The following is a 16,030-nucleotide window of genomic DNA, read 5'->3' as shown; positions in this document are numbered from 1 at the left end:
TGAATGGCCCTTCTCGACTTTTTGGACAAGCGGAAAAAAGATTCCCAGGCGGAAATGTCTTTCATCGATCACCTGGAAGAACTTCGCTGGCACCTGATCCGCTCGGTGATCGCCCTGCTCATAGGCGCCATTATCGTTTTCTCTTTTACAAGCTTTGTGGTGGATACCGTGTTGTTTGGTCCCACCAGGGCCGATTTTATTTCTGCAAAATGGCTCTGCAGCCTCGGACACGCAATCGGCATCGGGGACACGCTTTGCTTTCAGCAGGTAGACGCAAAGTTTCTCGAAACGACGATGACCGGTCAATTCGTGGCCTCGTTCACACTCGCATTCATTGGCGGGTTCATCCTCGCCTTTCCCTATATCTTCTGGGAACTGTGGCGCTTTGTAAGCCCCGCTCTTTCAGACAAGGAGCGCAGGACCACACGCGGTGTAATTTTCTGGGTATCGCTGTTGTTCTTTATCGGCGTGGCATTCGGCTATTTTATCCTTACACCTTTCATGGTGAACTTTTACTTCAATTACAAACTCAGCGATCAGGTAACCATCATGCCTACCTTCTCCGATTACCTGGAGAACCTGATCTATACCACCGTGGGTATCGGTTTATTATTCCAGATGCCGCTGCTGATGGCCGTGCTGGCAAGAGTAGGCATTGTTACGGCAAAATTTCTCCGTAAATACCGCCGTCATGCTTTTGTGCTGATCGTGATCGCTGCGGCTATTATCACACCTTCAACAGACCCGTTCAGCCTTACGATTGTAGCTATTCCACTTTATTTGTTGTTTGAAGCCAGCATTGTTTTGGCCGCACGCATCAATAAAAAACAGAAGGCCAAAGAAGACGAAGAGTGGAGCTGATACGCGGGTAATCTTCTTATCTTTACGGTCTTAATAAACCGGTTATGATGAGTACTGAGTTTGACCTCTCCAAACCTGTTGCCATTGGCAGCGACCATGCAGGATTTGAATACAAAGAAGACCTCATTTCCTTTCTTGAAGCGAAAGGTCTTGCTTTCAAAGATTTTGGTACCTATTCCGCCGATTCGGTGGATTATGCAGACTTTGCACACCCGGTAGCCGAGGCCGTTGAAAGCGGCGATTACTCATTTGGTATTCTGCTGTGCGGAAGCGCAAACGGGGTGGCCATTACGGCGAATAAACATCAGCAAATCCGTGCTGCCATCTGCTGGGGTGATGAACTGGCAAAGCTCGCACGTCAGCACAACAATGCCAATGTGATCTGTATTCCGGCGCGTTTTGTGCGCGAAGGTGACGCGGAGAAAATGGTAGACAGTTTCATGAATACCGCGTTTGAAGGCGGCCGTCATGAACGCCGCGTGGAGAAAATAGCCTGTAACTAACCGACCGCTCATCATACGAAATTCGGATGCTCAGACTTTTCAATTAAGTTTGAGCATTCCTCTTTTAAACACATACCACATGATCAGAAAATCAGTACTTCCGGCCCTTCTGCTGCTGAGCCTCACGGCTACTGCGCAAAAGAAGAGCCGTCCCGGCAGTTTTGCCGCAACGATCACGGCCGCAGACATGAGCCGGCATCTGCACATCATTGCCGGAGCTGAAATGGAAGGACGCGACACGCCTTCGCCCGGTTTGGAAAAAGCCGCTTCTTACATTGAAGAGCATTTCAAATCACTCGGACTGCAGCCCGGTAACAACGGCAGCTATCGTCAGCGATACCCGTTGTACAAAGACTCCATGACCGCCACATCGCTGAGCGTAAACGGAACAGCCTTTGAATTAGGGAAAGATTTTTTACCCAATGCACAATTCAATCACCACTCAGGTCTTCGTTTTTCTGAAGTAGTATTTGTTGGTTATGGTATTGTGGATGGCGATCTGAATGCTTACAAAGATCTCGATGTTGCCGGCAAGCTGGTGATGATCGCAGATGGTATGCCTGAAGGATACAAGCCTTCGGCTACAGGGTTCCGCTCTCCCGGGAATATTTTTGGCAAACTCGCAGCTGCCCGCGCGCGGGGTGCCGCAGCGGTATTAGTCGTGTCTGCCAATTTCCCCCGGAAAAACATACAAATGCAATCCGCCTACCAGCTGAATGGCTATCAGCCTTCCGTATATCCTCCAACCTATAGTATTTCGCAGGCACTCGCTACCAGCATTCTCGGTGCCGGTACAGAAAACGTGCTGGACCAGGTGAAGAAAAATGGCGTTGCTTCAAAAGTATACAAAGCCGATGTGGCGCTGCGTTATGAAGTGGCCACCAAACAAGCTGCGGCATCCAACGTATTGGCACTGCTCGAGGGCACGGATAAAAAAGATGAATACGTGATCATCACCGCACACTACGACCACGTAGGGAAGCGCGACGACGGAACGATCTATTACGGAGCGGATGATGATGGCAGCGGTACTACGGCCATTCTTGAGCTGGCTGAAGCATTTGCCAAAGCAAAAGCAGCAGGCAAAGGCCCGCGCCGTTCCATTGTATTCATGACCGTAAGCGGAGAGGAAAAAGGACTGTGGGGTTCAGAATATTATTCCAATCACCCCGTGTTCCCACTCGATAAAACAACGGTGGACCTGAACATCGACATGATCGGCCGTATCGGCGACGAATACAAGGCCGACAAGGACTCCGTGAACTATGTGTATGTGATCGGCGACGACAAACTGAGCACCGATCTGGCTCCGATCACCGACCAGGTAAACAAGCAATATGTAAAAATGAAACTGGATCGCAAATACAACGATCCCAATGACAAAAACCGCTTCTACTACCGCAGCGATCATTACAACTTCGCGGATAAAGGAGTGCCGGTGATCTTCTATTTCAACGGTGTGCATCCCGATTACCACAAGCCTACCGATACGCCGGACAAGATCAACTATCCGCTGATGGCGAAAAGAGCGCAACTGGTATTTTATACCGCCTGGGAAATGGCCAATCGCAATGATATGCTGAAAAGAGATTTGAAGCTGCCGGAGGGCACAAGAAGATAAGTTTTAAAAAAACTTATCTTCTGGAATTAGGCAATTTGATGATTTGAAAATTTGGCAATTGGGCAGTTTGAAGATCTTTTGTAATAAAGAATAGCCGGGAAAGAAGTAAATGCTCGCCCGCGTAGCATTATCAAATTTTCAAATCACCTAATTAAAAAAGCCCCGCAGTGCGGGGCTTTTTCTACCATTTCAACAACCAGGCGAAGATCAGCGGTACAACAATTGTTGCGTCGCTTTCTACAATGTATTTCGGTGTATTGATATCTAATTTACCCCAGGTGATTTTTTCGTTGGGAACGGCACCTGAATAAGAACCATAAGAAGTGGTGCTGTCGCTGATCTGGCAGAAATAGCTCCAGAACGGTACATCATGCCACTCGAGATCCTGGTACATCATGGGCACTACGCAGATCGGGAAATCGCCGGCGATGCCGCCACCGACCTGGAAGAAGCCAACGCCTTTGCCACCGGAATTCTGGCGGTACCAATCGGCCAGCCATACCATGTATTCAATGCCATTCTTCACAGTGCTGGCCTGCAACTCGCCTTTGATCACGTAGCTGGCGAAGATGTTGCCGGTGGTGCTGTCTTCCCATCCGGGAACAACGATCGGAATATTTTTTTGCGCAGCGGCCACGATCCAGGAATCTTTCGGATCGATCTCGTAGTATTGTTCGAGTTCACCGCTCAATACGGTTTTATAAAGAAACTCATGCGGGAAGAAACGTTCACCTTTTGCTTCAGCATCTTTCCATTGCTTTACCAGGTGTTTCTGCAAACGGCGGAAAGCTTCTTCCTCGGGAATGCAGGTATCGGTAACGCGGTTGTAATGATTTTCCAGCAGGTCCCACTCGTCCTGTGGCGTAAGATCGCGGTAATTGGGAACACGCTTGTAGTGGGAGTGTGCTACCAGGTTCATTACATCTTCTTCGAGGTTGGCACCTGTGCAACTGATGATGGCCACTTTATCCTGGCGGATCATTTCTGCCAGTGAGATGCCTAATTCGGCGGTACTCATAGCGCCTGCCAGGGAGACCAGCATTTTTCCTCCTTCGGCGAGATGGGTTTCATAGCCTTTAGCGGCATCCATCAGGGCGGCTGCGTTGAAGTGGCGGTAATGATGTTCGATAAACTGCGAAACAGGACCTCTGCTCATGATATAGTTTTTTAAAGATGTCCCGCCGCAAAGCGGCGGTGAGGTGGCAAAATTACAGCTTTACCACAAATACAAAGCCCCGTGTCTCAAAAGATCACGGGGCTTTTTTACCACACACCAAAACTAATCTATAAAAGAGAAACTATCGCCTTGATTACAGTTTGGTACTTTTCTGGTACTGCGCCCAGTCTTCACCGTTCATCGATTTGAGAACGATCTTGTTATTGCCGTTTTCAAGCGTTACGCAGTAACCGGTACCATCGAAGTTGCTTACTTCAAAGAGATCGGAGATCCAGTATTTTTCATAATTGCCACGCAGACTTTTTTGCAACATTACAGGCAGGTCGATGGAGCTGATGTTGCGGGTAAGTCCGATCATTTGTCCTTCCTTGTCATAGTATACGGAAACGAACTTGTTGTTGTAAAGGAAAGAAGCGCGGTATAAATTCTCGCTCTGCGTCCACTCTACCTGGGAGGCGGTAGCGAAATCTTTTTTGAAGGCGTCCAGTACTTTGTTGTCGATTGTGTTGTCATTGGCCATTGCGCTAACAGATGCGATGATGAAGGCCAGCATTACGAATAACTTTTTCATGTGTTTGTTATTTATCGGTTTGGTTTTTTTTGTTTGTTTGAGAGTATGACGGTACAAAGCTATTTTTTGTTACACCGCATTTCAAGTCAATTGTGATTAGCGGAGCCCGATGTTAAACAACCTTAACGCGTTACTCCGTTCATCATTTCGCGCATCCGCTTATAAGCTCAAAACCGCGTTGATTATGACAAGAACAGCAAAAATTTTTTTCTGATTTTTCTTATCGCTGCCGGATATAAAGTTGGATTAACAAATCATTAAGAAGAATGGCTGTTACGCTTTGTTGCCTGATCACATCTCTCACATACAGGGGCAGTGATGAAGAAGTGGTGCGTTTTATGTATATTATAGTATAAAACCAGGGTTATTAATTTTCTTGCACACGCATATCTGTCTTTTGACGATCCGGAGGTACTGGCCGGCAACCTTTTCAGCGATTTCGTGAAAGGCCGGCGGCAGTATGATTTTCCGCCAGGCATAAGAAGGGGCATTCTGCTCCACCGCATGATCGATGGTTTTACCGACGATCATCCGCGCGTGCACGAGGCCAAGGAAATTTTCCGGCCGCTTTACCGTTTATACAGTGGTGCGTTTATCGATGTGGCCTTCGATCATTTCCTGGCCAATGATGAAAACGAGTTTACGGATGCGTCGCTGCTGGCATTTTCTCAGAAGGTTTACCGGCTGACCGAACAAAACACCACCTGGTTTCCGGCAAAATTTGCGGGGATGTTTCCGTATATGAAACGGCAGAACTGGTTATATGATTACCGCAAGCGCCAGGGAATCTTCAATAGTTTCGAAGGGCTGGTCAGAAGGGCGGCTTATATGTCGGAAAGCCTGCCCGCCGTGCAGTTGATGCTGGATAACTACGACTACCTGCGGGCGTGTTACGGAAAATTCTGGCCGGAGCTGAAAGCGTTTGCGGAGGTGCAATACCATCAATTAAGTGAAAAAGAAAATCCATAAATGGTAAGTACACGGTACTTTGCTTTGTTATTTTTGCAATTCGTATGATAAAACAACTGTTCCTTTCTTTTGTAATGGCAGGTGCTGTATTAACAGCCGCTGCGCAAACAGCCATGCCGCCCGCCGACAAGTCTCCGCTTGATATCAGTTACTATCCGGCAGATTATCCGATGCTGAAAATCCAGGGAAAAGTAACCGAATCGCCCATTGCCCGTGTTGTATACAGCCGTCCGTCGAAATCCGGCCGCAAAGTATATGGCGGGTTAGTGGAATACGGAAAAGTATGGCGTCTCGGAGCCAATGAGGCGACGGAGATTGAATTCTACCGCAATGTCAAAATCAATGGCAAGACCGTTTCCAAAGGACGTTATACACTTTATGCCATCGTGGAAGAAAATCAGTGGAACTTTATCATCAACAAGGACACCGATTGCTGGGGTGCTTTTAAATATGACGAGAAAAAAGATGTAGTGCGCATGCAGGTGCCTGCCAGAACGGTTACGAATACACAAGAGCTGGTGAGTATGGTGTTTGAAAAAACAACAACCGGATTCAACCTGGTAGTTGCCTGGGACAATGTCCAGGCTGCGCTGCCGATCACGCTTTAATAACTGATCCTGCATGAAGAAAGTACTGTTCATCTCCTGTCTGTCTCTTGCGCTGGCAATGGTTATGTCCTGCAACCAGCGGCCGTCCACGAAAAAAGCGCAGGAGGATTCTGCCCGCTCACGTCCGTTGCCGTCTCATATCCGCGACACCGCAGCGGGAGCGGTCAACAGTTATGCGCCGGTGGATATATCTCCGATGGACATGAGTTATTATCCGAAAGACTATCCGATCCTGAAAATTGCATCAGACAGTAATATCAGTGCAGATATGCGGGTGATCTACAGCCGTCCGCACCTCAATGGCCGACGCCTTTTTCATGATGTGGTAAAATACAATGAGCCCTGGCGCCTGGGTGCCAACGAGGCCACAGAGATCGATTTTTTTCATCCGGTAAACATCCAGGGCACGCGCGTGAAAGCCGGACGTTATATTATCTATTGCCTCCCGCATGAAAATACCTGGACGATCGTGCTCAACAGCAACCTCGACTCGTGGGGGCTGGAGCAGGACCGCCAACTGGACGTCTATAAATTTGATATTCCGGTGGTGCATAACAACCCGATGGTGGAGTATTTCACTATGGTTTTTGAGAAAAAAGACGGCGGCGCCAACCTGGTGATCGCCTGGGACGAGGTAGTGGCAAGGCTGCCGATTGACTTTAAGTAATATGTAAATGTACCGCCTTCGGCGGGATGTGGAAATGGAAACAGCTATTTACACACTGGCTTTCTCCGACTTCCACCACCGGTAAGCCAGCACACTGATAATAGCCAATGGCATAAAAGCCAGGTAGAGAATGCCTGTATTCATACCAGTAGCGGGGCGTTCGCCCATTTGTTCTGCAGTACGCGTACATACAGAACACTGAGCCAGGCTGCTCAGCGCTGTGCCCAATATCAAAAACAGGGAAAGTAAACAGATCAGTAGCCTCTTTTTCATGATCACGGTGGGATTTGTGCAAAGGTAGCCATTTCCGCATTTCCACATCCCGCCGAAGGCGGCACATTTCCACATTCCTACATGTGTTCCGTAATCCCTTTTTCCGCCCAGGTAATTTTCTGATCCACGGCGTCCTGCATCATGCGGATGTTGCGCTCTTCGAGTTCGCGTGAGGCTTCTTTGTGGTATAAATGATAACTGATACCGCCAAACTTGAGGAATTGTTTGCGGATGCCGGCATTGATCAGGCGAATGGCAATTTCACTGTCTTCCCTTCCCCAGCCCAGAAACGCTTCGTTGTACCCGTTCACCTTCAGCAGATCCTGCTTCCAGAAGGCCATATTACACCCTTTTACATAGTATTTATGTTTGCCCTTGTTCTTGTATCGGCGGGAGATGAGTTTGTGAACGGAGGCAAAAGGAAGATGAATGCCGTTTAAAAAGTTGCGGTCGTCTACCGAGTGTTTTTTTATATCGATGCAGTTCGCCTTAAACAATGCTTCGGTTGTTTGTGGCGAAAGCAGCACGCGGCTTCCGGTGGTAAAATGTCCTTTGTGGGCAAAGTTCAAATGATCTTTTACAAAATGACGATGCAGGATGAGGTCGCCATCGATCTGGATCACGTATTCGCCGGAGGCGGCGGCAATGCCTTTGTTGCGGATGCGCGAAAGCTGAAATCCTTCGTCGGGTTGCCAGACGTGTTTTACGGGCACCGGTGATTCCGCCATGAAGCGGTCGACCAGGTCGCCTGTCTCGCCGCGGGAGCCATCATCGGCAATAACGATCTCGTCGGGAAGCACCGACTGATGCAATACACTTTTCAGGCAAAGGTCCAATGCCTGCGGCCAGTTATAAGTTGATATGAGAATCGAATTCGTTGGCATGGCTGCAAAATAACAAACCTCAGGAAGCTTTTGTATCTGTAAGGGGAAGATCGTCGGCAAAATCTATGGGAGGCCGGAAGGTAACCGATGCCAGCGAGGAGCTGATAAGTGTGCGGATAAAAGCCATACGGTGGTCTTTTCGCTTTATTAACAGCGAAAACGGCCAGGTAAATACCCGCTTGAGCAGGTTGCGCCAGTAACTGCCTTCGCCTTTGAACATCCGGCGGATATAAAGGTCATTGCGAAGCCCGTGCTTGTATTTCCATAAATTATTGGCACCGTCCGTAAAGATATCACTGGCATAGTTAACCGGTGTTTTGTGGATTACAATGCTGTCGGTTACCAGTGCGCCGCTGAGTCCGTGTTTACGGATGCGGCGTGTATATTCATAATCATCCCCCCAGATAAAAAATTCTTTGATGGGCAGCCCCGCTGCACGCACCGCTTCCCGGCTTACCAGCAAGGAGACGAAAGAATTGAATTCAACCGGAACGATCTGGTGCTGTGCGTAAAACGTTTTGTCTTTTTTCCCCGTGAAGTCCTGAAGTATAACCTGCCTGTTCATGAGGTGCGGCGTGCGGTCGGTGAACAAAACCTGGCTTCCGAAGAAGCCGAATTCGTCACCCGCCTGCTTTGCAACGGCAGCGGCATCGAGTAGTTTTTGCAAAGCCGAAGGTTCCGGGATCGAATCGTCGTCCATGATCCATGTCCAATCGCTGTTGTGATGGTAGGCATGGCGGAGGCCTTCATGAAAACCCCAGGCGCCGCCCCTGTTGGGTTGTGTAATCACGCGCAGACCGGGCTGTGTAGCCAGCCACTCGTCCGTGCCATCGGTGGAACTGTTATTAATGATCAATATTTCGTCGGAAGGACGTGTTTGCGCGCGGATTGCGGCAATACATTCTTTCAACAACCCAAGGCGGTTGTAGGTAATAACAACGGTAATTATGTGCATATTCTCAGTGACGGTCTAGTATATCTTTTCCAAATATACGTCCTGCCGCGGTCATTGCCGAGCCAATAACTTGATGCATATCATAATATCTGTACTCGGCCAGCCTTCCGCCAAACAATACTCCTTCTTCCGCCTGTGCCAGTTGGTCGTAGGTGCGGAATATGGCCATATTTGTATCATCATTTACGGGGTAATAGCATTCCTTGCCGGGCGTCCAGGTTTCGGGATATTCATAGGTGATCACCGTATGGGGCTGGGTGCCGAATTCGAAATGTTTATGCTCGATGATCCTGGTGTATGGCACCGCAGCATCACTGTAGTTCACAACCGCATTTCCCTGGAAATTATCCGTTTCTAATCGCTTGTGTTCAAAACGCAGGCTACGGTATTCGAGCTGGCCTTCCCGGAAATCAAAGTAAGCATCGAGCTGGCCGGTATACACCACCGTGTCGGCCAGTGATTTGAAATAATCGCGGTCTGCCAGGAAATCCTGTTGCAGACGTACTTCAATTCCCTCGAGCAGACCTTCTGTTATTTTATTGTAACCGCCGGCAGGGATGCCCTGGTATTTGTCCGTGAAATAATTATTGTCGTAGGTAAAACGCAAAGGCAGGCGGCGAATGATAAAAGCCGGCAATTCACGTGCAGATTTGCCCCATTGCTTTTCGGTGTATTCGCGGATCAGCGCGTTGTAAACGTCGGGCCCCACAAGGCGCAGAGCCTGTTCTTCGAGGTTGGCCGGTTCTTTTCCGGCGTAAGGAGCTGTTTGTTCTTCGATCTTTTGTTTTGCTTCTTCCGGCGTCACCACTCCCCACAGTTGGTGAAAAGTGTTCATGTTGAAAGGCAGGTTATACAGTTTGCCTTTGCTGAGCGCAACGGGGCTGTTGGTGTAGCGGTTGAATGTGGCAAAGCGGTTAACGAAGTTCCAGATGCCCGTATCGTTGGTATGAAAAATATGAGCGCCGTAAGCATGTACGTTGATGCCCTCTTCATCGCGGCAGAAAATATTACCACCGCTATGGTCCCGCTTATCGATCACCAGGCATTTCTTTCCGGCCTTGCGGGCAAAATAAGCAAAAGTAGCCCCGTAAAGACCGCTGCCTACGATCAGGTAATCATATTCCTTCGTTGCTGCCATACAATAAAGATAAGGGGCTTGTTTTCATTATCGAGACTTGTTCACGAAGGGCTGAATAAGTTGATAAAGATTCTGCGAGCGGCCTGTTTCCGCGGCAATTTTTTTCTGCAGGTCGGTGATGGAAATATCCTTCATCCGTGATGCCTGGATAAGATGGTAGGCTTTCTCGGCCAGCAGCCAGTTTTTTCTTTCGTTGGGTAAATGAAGGGAGAGATAATGATCGATGGCGTTCCAGAGTTTTGCTATGCCGTTGACTTCGGGCCCTTCGAGCCCTTCGAGTGCCTCAGGGGCCGAATGAGCGATGGCTGAGGCTTCCGAATGGCCGGTGGCTGAGGCTCTCGAAGCCCCGGTGGCCACGGTCTTGATTACCGGAATTTCTATTTGCGTCCGGGAAAATGCGGGCGCCAGCATTAGCCGCAGGTTTTTGACAAACGCATCTGCTCCGGGCCGGTCGCTTTTGTTGACGGCAAAAATCTGCGCAATTTCCATCAGCCCGGCTTTCATCGTTTGTATTTCATCGCCGGCTTCGGGCACTACCACAACCACGGTCACATCTGCGAGTCCGGCAATTTCAATTTCGCTCTGGCCTACGCCCACCGTTTCTATAATGATATAATCGTATGCTGCTGCTTTGAGCACATCCGTGATCTCGATGATCTTCGGATTGAGGCCGCCCATGGCGCCGCGTGTGGCGAGCGAACGGATATATACATCGGGATGCGTGTACCATTGATTCATGCGTATGCGGTCGCCGAGCACCGCACCCAGGTTGAAGGGCGAAGACGGATCCACACAAAGAACCGCCACCCGTTTCTTTCGCTGGATCAGTTCTCCCACGAGGGCGTCTGTCAACGAACTTTTACCTGCACCGGGCGGGCCCGTAAGACCAACAACTTTCGTGGGAGAATCGGCGGGCAATGACAAGAGGAGTTCTTCGTAGCCGGGCGCCTCGTTTTCCACGAGCGAGATAGCTCTGGCCAGTTGCCGGATATCACCGGCGCGTATGCCTTGCAGAAAAGATGACGCCATAAACCAATTGATGTTTCGGCAAAAATAGGCGTATTCATTAGCAATCATTGATCAAACGGCATGGAATTGGGGCAGATAAAACCTCATCCGATTAACTTTACAGCATGACAAATTTTATCCCCGTGTTTCCGTTGGGACTGGTAGTATATCCGGGCGAGCATTTGAATCTGCACATTTTTGAACCGCGTTATAAGCAACTGATCAAAGAATGTCACGACAGTGGAAAATCATTCGGCATTCCCACCGTAATTGACAATAAACTGCAAGACCATGGGACTTCGGTAAAAGTGCTTGAAATAAGTAAACTATATCCCGACGGAGAAATGGATATCCGGACGGAAGGCCAGGAAGTCTTCCGGATACTCGAAGTGATCCGCGACATACCCGACAAACTTTACAGCGGCGCGATTGTGAATTATCCGCCGAACAATACGCGGATGCTGCCGGGTGTGCTGGATCAGTTGATGCAATCCATCCAGGAGCTTCACGAGCTGCTGCAGGTGAAGAAAGACATGCGTATTGCGGGCCGCGAACCGGATGCTTATGCAATCGCCCATCATGTGGGCATGTCGCTGCAGGAAGAGTACGAGTTGCTTTGCCTTTTTGATGAACGTCAGCGGCAGGAATACCTGAAACGCTTCCTGGAAAAAGTATTACCCACAGTTGCCGGAATGGAGCAATTGAAGGAAAAAATCCGTTTAAATGGCCATTTCCGGACACTTCCGGGCCTGAAATGGGAAGAATAACGAGTTTGTGGTTAATCAGGCTCATCTCCCTATCTTGCACGCATGTCCACAACACTTTGTTTTGATTTCGGCAACACCCGCAGAAAAGTAGCGGTATTCCGCGATGCAGAAATTGATAAGGTGCTGGTATTGCCGGACGACAGTTCAGGTCTGATCAATGCCTTGCTGGATGAATACCGGCCTTCCAAAACCATTCTTTCTTCGGTCATCGAGCATAATCCGGAAATGGAAACCCTGCTGGCAAACCGGTCAAAGTTTCACCGGTTGAGCCATCTGACCAAACTGGATTTCAGCACGCCGGTTGGCAAACCCGAAACCATCGGCGCCGACCGCCTGGCGCTGACAGCCGGAACGGTGCGTTTTTATCCTAAACAACACAACCTGGTGATTGCGCTGGGCACCTGCATTACCTACAATTTCATCAATAAGTTCAGGGAGCTGGTCGGCGGCGGCATTTCGCCAGGCCTGGAAATGCGGCTTAAAGCATTGAACCATTACACGGCCAAACTACCTGTGGTGGAAGCAGACAGCAACGTGCCATTGATTGGCTACGATACCCGCACCAACATCCTTTCGGGGGTTGTGCTGGGAATGGTCTATGAAATGGATGGATTTATCGACGAGTACCGCAGCAAATTCGACAACTTTAACGTGGTCTTAACCGGGGGTGATATGGTACATTTGGCTCCGCACCTGAAAAACAAGATATTTGCAGACCCCGATTTAATCTTTAAAGGCCTTTATGCGATTAGCGAAGTTAATAACCCCTAAGAGGATCAATACATTAGGAGTTATCAAGATAACGGCACTGACCATGCTGACTGTTTCATTCCTCCCTGCTGCTGCACAGGATAATTCTCCCTATTCGCGATATGGTCTCGGCGATCAGGTACCTTCCGTCAATATTGTCAACCGCAGTATGGGGGGGGTAAGCGCCGGATTTACAGATCCTTTTACGATCAATTATGCCAACCCGGCTTCTTATAGCTGGTTTCAGTCGTTTAAAGAAGCGCGTTCTCCGAAACTGGGTTCCGGCCGTGCCATTCTCGACGTAGGCATCAATTATGAGAGTCGCACATTGCGCGAGCCGAATAACAACAGTCCTGTTGGAAAGTTTACGGCCAGCAACCTGCTGTTCTCACACGTACAGCTCGGTGTGCCGCTGCGTTCCAACTGGGGTCTTTCCTTTGGCATCCGCCCTGTAAACCGCATCAGCTACAACATGATCAAGCGGGAGCGCCTGACGGATCCGATCAGCGGAACCAATATCGACTCTGCACAAACCCTGAGCGAAGGTGATGGCGGTGCTTATATGCCCAACATCGGTACCGGTATGCGTTTCAAAACTGCCAAGAACCAGTGGCTCAGCATCGGTGTAACGGCGGGTTACCTCTTTGGTAAAAAAGATTACGCCACACGCCGCGCTTTTATCAACGACACAGTCGCTTACAATGCCGGCAACTGGCAGACAAAAGCTTCTTACGGAAATATTTTCTTCAATGCAGGCCTGCAGTATGTGATCAACATCGACAGCCGCCTGTCTGCAACGATCGGCGCTTATGGCAACTGGCAACAGAAACTTAAAGCAACCGAAGACCGGATCCGCGAAACATATTATTATGACGAAGCGGCGGGCTATACGCGCCTCGACAGTGTATACGAAGACCGCAATATTAAAGGTGATATCATTTACCCCTCTTCCTTTACCGTGGGCTTTATGCTGCAGAAGCTGCCTAAATACGACGGTGAAAAAAGAGAAGGGGGCTGGTCACTTGGTGTGGACTTCAGCCAGACCAAATGGGATAATTACCGTTATTACGGCAAAGTTGATTCCGTTCGCAACCGTTGGGAGCTGCGCCTGGGTGGTGAACTGCGTCCCGCTCCAAACCCTAACAGTTACTGGAGCAACGTAGCCTACCGCGCCGGTTTCTTCATTGGTCCCGATTATATTCATGTACAGGAAAAGCTTCCGATGTATGGTATCACGGCCGGCATCGGTCTGCCACTCGTACAGCCGCGCAACAGCCAGGCCCGTAATCAATACACACTGATCAACCTCGGATTTGAATACATCAAACGTGGCAACAACGACAACCTGCTTCGCGAAAACCTTTTCCGCTTGTCAGTAGGTATGTCCTTGAGCGATCTTTGGTTTATCAAGCGCCGTTACGATTAAGGAAGGCGTAAGGCATAAGGAAGAAGGTATAGGGTTATCGGTAATAAGTTTTAAGTAATAGGTTATAAGTAAAACAGCCAGGCTGCTTATTCACGATTGACTCCCGAGGCTTCGGGATCACCATTCACTTTTTTGACTTTTTAATTTTGAATTATCCTCTGAGCTCATTTCGCCGGATCATGCTTGCCGGCAGCTTTATCGCTGCTTGCTGGAGCCTGATTTCCTGCGAAAACAGCCAGAGCGAAATGGATGTGTGGACGAAAAAACGTGCTATACCCGAAGAAGCGCACGATATGCAAAGCTTCCTGAGCCAGGACGGCCGGTTGAAAGCAAAACTCACCGCACCGCTGATGCTCCGCTGGCAGAATGGCAAGTCGGGTCAGGGCGATACCATCTCTGTTGAATTTCCCAACTCATTACACGTAGATTTTTTCGACGACAGCGCGCGCCTGGAAAGTAAAGTAGACAGCAAATACGGCATCTACTACGAAAATCTTGCAAAGGTCTACCTCCGCGACAGTGTGCTGGTGACCAGCGTAAAAGGCGACTCCCTCTGGTGTCACGACTTGTGGTGGGACCAGAACCGCAAATTATTTTACTCCGACACGACGGCTGTGTACAAAGCGCCCGGCCGCGATATCATGGGCACGAAAGGCATTGAAGCCACCCAGGATTTCTCCACCGTTACATTCAAATATCCCATAGCCGACCTCAAGAACAACGAGGAGGGATCTGTTCTTCCCCAATAAACGGTACGGCCAAAAGAGCTTGTCTTCTACGCGCAAAGAATCCTAACTTTAGCAGACACATTTCTTAAATAGTATGGAATACAGATACATGGGCCGTACAGGCCTGCAATTGAGCGTACTTTCTTTCGGTAGCTGGGTTAGTTTTCACAAACAGATCGATGATAAGATCGCCGATGAACTGATGGGCATCGCTTATGATAACGGCATTAACTTCTTCGACAATGCTGAAGTATATGCATTGGGACAAAGCGAAGAAATGATGGGCCGGGTGCTGAAGAAAAAGAACTGGGACCGCAGTTCTTATGTTGTCAGCAGCAAAGCATTCTGGGGATGGCGCGGTACCGAAAACAAACCCAACCAGACAGGTCTCAGCCGTAAGCACCTGACCGAGGCCTGCAACGAAGCACTGCAGCGTTTACAACTCGATTATCTCGATCTCTATTTCTGTCATCGTCCTGATAAAAAAGTGCCGATAGAAGAAGTAGTATGGACCATGCACCAGCTCATTCAGCAGGGAAAAGTGCTCTATTGGGGAACATCTGAATGGAGCGGCGTTGAGATCATGGAAGCACATCGCGTAGCACAGCAATATGGCCTGATCGGACCAACGGTAGAACAGCCGCAATACAATCTTTTTGAAAGACAAAAACTGGAAAATGAATTCCTGATGATCTTCAATACCGTTGGAATGGGAACGACCATCTGGAGTCCGCTCGCATCCGGATTACTGAGTGGAAAATACAACGATGGTATACCAGAAGGCAGCCGCTTTGCATTGGAAGGATTCGACTGGCTGAAAGACCGCTGGATCAAAGACGGCACAATTGAGAAAGTAAAACAGCTCGCCGTATTGGCAAAAGAACTGGGAGTTTCATTGGCCGAATTAAGCATTGCCTGGTGCATCAGCAATGCAAACGTAACCACAGCCATTCTTGGTGCTTCACGCAAAGAACAGTTGTTACAAAACCTCGGCGCATTGAGTGTAAAAGAAAAACTGACCTCCGACGTGAAAGAACGCATCGATCAGATCGTGCAAACCAAACCGGTGCTGCCGGAGTATTGAAAAAATAAAACCGGTTCCGCATAAACGGAACCGGGATGTT

At 49.0% G+C, this 16,030-nt stretch carries 18 protein-coding genes; 11 read left to right on the top strand and 7 right to left on the bottom strand.

What is annotated here, in order from left to right; translation table 11 throughout:
- The first annotated feature begins 3 nt into the window (after nucleotides 1–3).
- From tatC to H608_RS0120315, 3 genes are all read left to right on the top strand, one after another.
- On the top strand, nucleotides 4–861 hold the full coding sequence (tatC, locus tag H608_RS0120325; RefSeq protein ID WP_028789301.1) for a twin-arginine translocase subunit TatC: 858 nt from the start codon (nucleotides 4–6) through the stop codon (nucleotides 859–861).
- 47 nt (nucleotides 862–908) lie between these two features.
- Nucleotides 909–1,364, top strand: a complete 456-nt coding sequence (rpiB, locus tag H608_RS0120320; RefSeq protein WP_028789300.1) for a ribose 5-phosphate isomerase B — start codon at nucleotides 909–911, stop codon at nucleotides 1,362–1,364.
- 79 nt (nucleotides 1,365–1,443) lie between these two features.
- The gene (locus tag H608_RS0120315) at nucleotides 1,444–2,985 is read left to right on the top strand and encodes a M28 family peptidase (protein WP_028789299.1); all 1,542 of its coding nucleotides are present in this window, start codon (nucleotides 1,444–1,446) and stop codon (nucleotides 2,983–2,985) included.
- 181 nt (nucleotides 2,986–3,166) lie between these two features.
- Here the strand turns inward: H608_RS0120315 and H608_RS0120310 are convergent, their stop codons facing one another.
- Together H608_RS0120310 and H608_RS0120305 are read right to left on the bottom strand one after the other, a co-directional pair.
- Nucleotides 3,167–4,141 carry a deoxyhypusine synthase family protein gene (locus H608_RS0120310; RefSeq protein WP_028789298.1) on the bottom strand — a complete coding sequence of 325 codons (975 nt, stop codon included), beginning with the start codon at nucleotides 4,139–4,141 and terminating at the stop codon, nucleotides 3,167–3,169.
- A gap of 154 nt (nucleotides 4,142–4,295) precedes the next feature.
- Nucleotides 4,296–4,733 (bottom strand): hypothetical protein, encoded by a 438-nt coding sequence (locus tag H608_RS0120305; RefSeq protein WP_155990278.1) that lies wholly within the window; start codon nucleotides 4,731–4,733, stop codon nucleotides 4,296–4,298.
- A gap of 366 nt (nucleotides 4,734–5,099) precedes the next feature.
- Between H608_RS0120305 and H608_RS0120300 the strand changes: the two genes are divergently transcribed.
- From H608_RS0120300 to H608_RS0120290, 3 genes are read left to right on the top strand one after another with little or no spacing between them, the layout of a single operon-like run.
- Nucleotides 5,100–5,702: an acyl carrier protein phosphodiesterase gene (locus H608_RS0120300; RefSeq protein ID WP_028789296.1), complete on the top strand. Its 603-nt coding sequence runs from the start codon at nucleotides 5,100–5,102 to the stop codon at nucleotides 5,700–5,702.
- A 44-nt stretch (nucleotides 5,703–5,746) separates the two neighbouring features.
- On the top strand, nucleotides 5,747–6,310 hold the full coding sequence (locus H608_RS0120295; protein ID WP_081658965.1) for a DUF2911 domain-containing protein: 564 nt from the start codon (nucleotides 5,747–5,749) through the stop codon (nucleotides 6,308–6,310).
- A 13-nt stretch (nucleotides 6,311–6,323) separates the two neighbouring features.
- A complete protein-coding gene (locus H608_RS0120290) occupies nucleotides 6,324–6,977 on the top strand; it encodes a DUF2911 domain-containing protein (RefSeq protein ID WP_051268568.1) in 654 nt (217 codons plus the stop codon).
- 48 nt (nucleotides 6,978–7,025) lie between these two features.
- On the opposite strand, the gene H608_RS0120285 is transcribed toward H608_RS0120290, so the two are convergent.
- From H608_RS0120285 to meaB, 5 genes are all read right to left on the bottom strand, one after another.
- Nucleotides 7,026–7,250 carry a hypothetical protein gene (locus H608_RS0120285; protein WP_028789293.1) on the bottom strand — a complete coding sequence of 75 codons (225 nt, stop codon included), beginning with the start codon at nucleotides 7,248–7,250 and terminating at the stop codon, nucleotides 7,026–7,028.
- Between the two features lie 77 nt (nucleotides 7,251–7,327).
- Nucleotides 7,328–8,134 carry a glycosyltransferase family 2 protein gene (locus H608_RS0120280; RefSeq protein WP_028789292.1) on the bottom strand — a complete coding sequence of 269 codons (807 nt, stop codon included), beginning with the start codon at nucleotides 8,132–8,134 and terminating at the stop codon, nucleotides 7,328–7,330.
- 19 nt (nucleotides 8,135–8,153) lie between these two features.
- Entirely contained in the window at nucleotides 8,154–9,089 is a 936-nt protein-coding gene (locus H608_RS23180) for a glycosyltransferase family 2 protein (protein WP_051268566.1), read from the bottom strand.
- 4 nt (nucleotides 9,090–9,093) lie between these two features.
- Complete coding sequence (gene glf, locus H608_RS0120270; protein WP_028789291.1) at nucleotides 9,094–10,227, bottom strand: UDP-galactopyranose mutase; 1,134 nt, start codon at nucleotides 10,225–10,227, stop codon at nucleotides 9,094–9,096.
- A gap of 27 nt (nucleotides 10,228–10,254) precedes the next feature.
- On the bottom strand, nucleotides 10,255–11,256 hold the full coding sequence (meaB, locus tag H608_RS0120265) for a methylmalonyl Co-A mutase-associated GTPase MeaB (RefSeq protein ID WP_038009276.1): 1,002 nt from the start codon (nucleotides 11,254–11,256) through the stop codon (nucleotides 10,255–10,257).
- Nucleotides 11,257–11,360: 104 nt separating this feature from the next.
- On the opposite strand from meaB, the gene H608_RS0120260 reads away from it, so the two are divergent.
- The 5 genes from H608_RS0120260 to H608_RS0120240 all read left to right on the top strand — a co-directional run bounded on the left by H608_RS0120260 (nucleotide 11,361) and on the right by H608_RS0120240 (nucleotide 15,990).
- Entirely contained in the window at nucleotides 11,361–12,002 is a 642-nt protein-coding gene (locus tag H608_RS0120260) for an LON peptidase substrate-binding domain-containing protein (RefSeq protein WP_028789289.1), read from the top strand.
- Between the two features lie 42 nt (nucleotides 12,003–12,044).
- The gene (locus tag H608_RS0120255) at nucleotides 12,045–12,773 is read left to right on the top strand and encodes a type III pantothenate kinase (protein WP_028789288.1); all 729 of its coding nucleotides are present in this window, start codon (nucleotides 12,045–12,047) and stop codon (nucleotides 12,771–12,773) included.
- Nucleotides 12,745–14,178 carry a BamG family beta-barrel-assembly machinery protein gene (gene bamG / locus H608_RS0120250; protein ID WP_028789287.1) on the top strand — a complete coding sequence of 478 codons (1,434 nt, stop codon included), beginning with the start codon at nucleotides 12,745–12,747 and terminating at the stop codon, nucleotides 14,176–14,178. The genes H608_RS0120255 and bamG overlap by 29 nt, the downstream gene beginning before the upstream one ends.
- A gap of 146 nt (nucleotides 14,179–14,324) precedes the next feature.
- Nucleotides 14,325–14,927, top strand: a complete 603-nt coding sequence (locus H608_RS23175) for an LptA/OstA family protein (RefSeq protein ID WP_155990277.1) — start codon at nucleotides 14,325–14,327, stop codon at nucleotides 14,925–14,927.
- Nucleotides 14,928–15,000: 73 nt separating this feature from the next.
- A complete protein-coding gene (locus tag H608_RS0120240) occupies nucleotides 15,001–15,990 on the top strand; it encodes a potassium channel beta subunit family protein (RefSeq protein ID WP_028789286.1) in 990 nt (329 codons plus the stop codon).
- Nucleotides 15,991–16,030 lie beyond the last annotated feature (40 nt).

The organism is Terrimonas ferruginea DSM 30193 (assembly GCF_000425585.1).
GTDB lineage: Bacteria > Bacteroidota > Bacteroidia > Chitinophagales > Chitinophagaceae > Terrimonas > Terrimonas ferruginea.
The sequence above is the reverse complement of the archived record's forward strand: the minus strand, read 5'-3'. Positions and strand labels throughout refer to the sequence as shown.